The 4,111-nt window shown below is 60.7% G+C and carries 3 protein-coding genes and 2 pseudogenes; all 5 read left to right on the top strand.

The window, feature by feature from the left end; translation table 11 throughout:
• Positions 1 to 358 (top strand): annotated as a pseudogene (locus tag GSQ95_RS13290) (conjugative coupling factor TraD, PFGI-1 class); the annotation flags it as partial.
• Positions 355 to 837 (top strand): hypothetical protein, encoded by a 483-nt coding sequence (locus GSQ95_RS13295; RefSeq protein ID WP_158892775.1) that lies wholly within the window; start codon positions 355 to 357, stop codon positions 835 to 837. The pseudogene GSQ95_RS13290 and the gene GSQ95_RS13295, both read left to right, overlap by 4 nt.
• Positions 837 to 1,583: a TIGR03747 family integrating conjugative element membrane protein gene (locus GSQ95_RS13300; protein ID WP_158892773.1), complete on the top strand. Its 747-nt coding sequence runs from the start codon at positions 837 to 839 to the stop codon at positions 1,581 to 1,583. Before GSQ95_RS13295 ends, GSQ95_RS13300 begins: the two co-directional genes overlap by 1 nt.
• Positions 1,584 to 1,856: 273 nt before the next feature.
• The gene (locus tag GSQ95_RS13305) at positions 1,857 to 3,497 is read left to right on the top strand and encodes a methyl-accepting chemotaxis protein (protein ID WP_158892777.1); all 1,641 of its coding nucleotides are present in this window, start codon (positions 1,857 to 1,859) and stop codon (positions 3,495 to 3,497) included.
• A 263-nt stretch (positions 3,498 to 3,760) separates the two neighbouring features.
• A pseudogene (locus tag GSQ95_RS13310) lies at positions 3,761 to 4,111 on the top strand (DNA helicase); the annotation flags it as partial.

Below are 4,111 nucleotides of genomic sequence, written 5' to 3' on the forward strand. Positions count from 1 at the left end.
CAAGACCGCCTTCACCTCCAACACCCATGACCAGCTCAGCGCCACCAGCGTGCCCATGCTGGAGCCCGCCCATGTGGTGGGCCTACCCAAGGGCCAGTGCTACGCGCTGATCGAGGGCGGCAATCTGTGGAAGGTGCGGATGCCGCTGCCCGCAGTGGATCCTGATGAGGCGATGCCCAAGGACCTGCAGGAGCTAGCCGAGAAGATGCGCAAGACCTACCAGGTGGGTCAGGCCACCGGCAGTGAGTGGTGGGAGGCCCCGGGCCAGCGCCGGGTGGCAGATGACCTGCCCCTGGACCTGCAGGACGACTTCCGGCAGATGGCCCAAGGCGTCGCTGACGAAGGAGACGCGGCATGACCCGCGACCTCGATCACGCCCGCCTCGTCGCTCTGGGCGCCGCCTGGTTGCGCCGGAAGGGCTTTCCCCTCGTCGCCACCGAGCTGCGCTGCTTTGGCTCACGCGAGCAGCCGGATGTGCTGGGCTTTCGCAGCAACTGCTCGACGTTGATCGAAGTGAAGATTAGCCGAGCCGACTTCCTGGCCGATCGCAACAAGCCCGAGCGCGCCGCCGGCGGCCTGGGGCTCTACCGCTTCTACCTCTGTCCCAAGGGGCTGCTGCAGGCGGCGGATCTCCCGTCGGGCTGGGGTCTGTTGGTGGCCACCGGCCGCCAGGTGACCGAGGTCGTGAGACCACGCGGCAACCTCTGGCCGCCGGCAGGGCGAGCAGGAGACACCGAGTGGGAAGCCTTCCAGCATCAGCCGGATCTCGCCGCCGAGCGCCAGGCTCTCTTCTCCATTGCCCGGCGCGCCAGCGCCGCTCCTCGAGGACGCCGCTAATGGCCGACGTCGCCCAGCGCGCTCAGCAACAGCAGGTCAAAGAGCAGACCTTTATCGGGTCGGTGCTCAGCTTCCCCTTCCACTTCATCGGCGTGATGTTCCTTTCCCTGGGCGGCGCCATCCTGGTGGACTGGCTCTGCCTGTATTTCTTCTGGCCAGAGGCTGGCTGGCACCATGCCAAGGGCATGCTCGATCACGAGCTGAGTTGGCTGTCACAGGGCTTTCTCTCCAGCGTTGTGGTCCAGGAGCCCGGGCGCACGGCGACCTGGTTGGTGGGGCTGCTCTATGACTGGCTGTTCGTAAAGACTGGCCTGGTCCAGTGGCTGACCGGGATGCAGCAGCTGGCCGCTGCCGGCCCGCGGAGCGAGCTCGATGTACGCTACCTAGCCGCGCAGAGTGTCACGACGGTGCAGACCTACGGTCTGTCGGCTCTCTTCACAATCCTGGTGTTCTGCGTGCGCCTGGTGATCCTGGTCTTGGCGGTACCGCTCTTCGCCATGGCCGCCCTGGTCGGTTTCATCGACGGCCTGGTGCGGCGGGACATCCGCAAGTTCAGCGCGGGCCGCGAGTCCAGCTACTTCTACCACAAGGCCCGCAGCACCATGCTGCCGCTGGCCCTGTTGCCCTGGTCGCTGTACCTCGCCTTGCCGTTCAGCGTGAGCCCGCTCCTGGTGCTGCTGCCGTGTGCGGCCCTGCTGGCCCTATCGGTGAACCTCACGACCGCCTCGTTCAAGAAGTACCTGTAGACCTAATCCTATCGATCAGCCGCTACTCCGCAAAAGGGCGCTGCCAGAAACCACACAAGCATGAAGGGGTGGTATTGGCTGCCACCATAGGTCAGCAACCAGCCGTCTCAGCCACCTTGACCAAGACTAAAGTCTAAGTAACGCCGGCCGATAGGGGACATACGAGCCCGAATGGCCTGGGACTTCGCGCTGCAAACTCAGCTACGCCAAAGCGCACGCTGCTACGCGCAAAGAATGGCTGCAATGCTAATCACATCACACGAAGGTCTTTTTATGAACTGGTTCGTTAACGCCAAGCTTGCGGTCAAATTGCTTGTCGCCTTTGTAGCTTGTGCTTGCATAACCTTGTTGGTGGGCCTTCTTGGTAGTGACGGCATAGCCAGTCTAGCCGACGCTCTAAAGCTGACTTTTTCCAACAATCTGGTATCGGTTAGCCAAACTAATGTCACTGCTACCTATGCTGTTGCCCAGAACCGCGATCTATACCGCTTGGTCTCCCTCACTGCTGTGGGTGCTGATGCCGGGGAGCTGGAACAGGTGCGTCAGAACCTGAAGAACGACCAGTTGGCCAGTGAAAAAGCGTTCGCCATCTACCGGGCTACCCCTTTGGAAGATGACGAGCGCCTGGCCGGCGACCAAATGGAAAAGGATTGGCCGCTGTATCAAGCAAGCCTCCAGCGTACCCTAGCCGCCTTAAACAAAGGTGACCTCGGTCAAGTGCGCGATCTGCTCAAGGGAGACGTCCAGACTCAGTATGAACGCGTGCTGGATGAGCTTAAAGTAATGGTTGATTCCAACAATCGCCAGATCAAAGAAGGCGCAGCCGCTGCTGACGAAAGCGTTTATCGAGCCAATCTCTGGCTATATTCTGGTATTGCAGCAGCCTTCCTGATTGCCATTGCTCTAGGTCTTGTAATTACCCGCTCCATTGCTCGCCCGCTTGGCGAGGCAGTAGCCAGTGCACGGCGGGTCGCTGGTGGCGATCTCACCCAAACCATCGTTAATCAGCGTCGTGATGAGCCAGGCCAACTGCTCGATGCTCTAGCCGGCATGCAGGCCAATCTTCGTTCCACACTGCAAGAGATCGCCAGCGCTTCGGATCAGCTTGCCTCCGCCGCAGAAGAACTCAGTGCCGTAACGGACGAAAGCTCGCAGGGCCTGGTTCGACAAAACGACGAGATCCAGCAAGCTGCGACTGCGGTGAATCAGATGACTAGCGCTGTTGAGGAAGTTGCCCGCAACGCCACCTCTACCTCAGCCGCCTCTCGGGATACCAGCCAGGAGGCGGAGACTGGTCGCAGCCAAGTCCAGCAGGCAGTGAGTGCTATTGATGCCATGGCCAACGAACTAGGTAGCTCGAGCCAGACAGTGCAACAGTTGGCTGACCAAGTCCGCGACATAGGCAAAGTCGTCGACGTGATCCGCAGCATTGCCGAACAGACTAACTTGCTCGCGCTCAATGCTGCTATCGAAGCCGCTCGCGCTGGCGAGCAAGGCCGCGGCTTCGCTGTAGTCGCCGATGAAGTCCGCGCCCTGGCAGCTCGCACTCAAGCATCCACCGGCGAGATTGAAAGTATGATCGGCGGAGTACAGCAAACGGCCGATCGAGCAGTTCGCGCCATGGATAGTAGCCAGGCGCGCGCCCAAGACACTCAGCACCTGGCCAAGGAGGCCGACCAGGCTTTAGCGCGGATCAATGAAGCCGTCGCTGGCATCAACGAACGCAATCTAGTGATCGCAAGCGCGGCCGAGGAGCAGGCGCAGGTGGCACGTGAGGTGGACCGCAACCTGAGCAATATCCAGGACCTCTCCACCCAAACTGCGGCAGGTGCTAATCAAACGAGCGCATCAAGCCAGGACCTATCGCGCTTGGCAACTTCCTTTAACCAGATGGTTGCCCGTTTCCATCTCTAAAACTCTCACGGCTACACGTGCCCGCCTATTGGCGCGCACGTGTAGTGCGCTTAGCAGCATGGGCCGCTTGCGCAATTCGGCCTCATAAGACTCATAAAGCCTACCGCTTCAGCTGCGACTTCTGTCCTTAAGCGCACACTGTCAAGCCAGCCAGACTCAATGCATAGGTTTGCAACCTTTGGTAGTTGAGATACGGTTTCTGGCTTACTCCGCGCGCTCCTCTCTGCATGCTTTGTAGGTGTTGTTTAAACCTAGGAGCCACCATGCAATGGACCCCCGAGCAAGCCCCCGTCATCGCGTCGGATGCGCGCAAATTGCTGATTCAGGCTTTCGCCGGCACTGGCAAGACCACCACCCTGGTGGGCTACGCCAGCTCCCATGCGGACGTGCAGATGCTCTACCTCTGCTACAACAAGTCGGTGGAGATGGCGGCGAAGAATCGCTTTCCGCGCAACGTCACCTGCAAGACCGCCCACGGCCTGGCCTATGCCGGCTATGGCACTCAGTACCAGCACAAGCACAAGCAGGCCGGCAACCTGCGCATCACTGAGGTCGCCCGAGTGCTGAACACCCAGGACTGGGAGCTGGCCAGGGACGTCGTCAATACGCTCAAC

It is taken from the genome of Pseudomonas sp. BAV 4579, from assembly GCF_009765395.1.
In the GTDB taxonomy this organism is placed as follows: Bacteria; Pseudomonadota; Gammaproteobacteria; order Pseudomonadales; family Pseudomonadaceae; genus Chryseomonas; species Chryseomonas aestiva.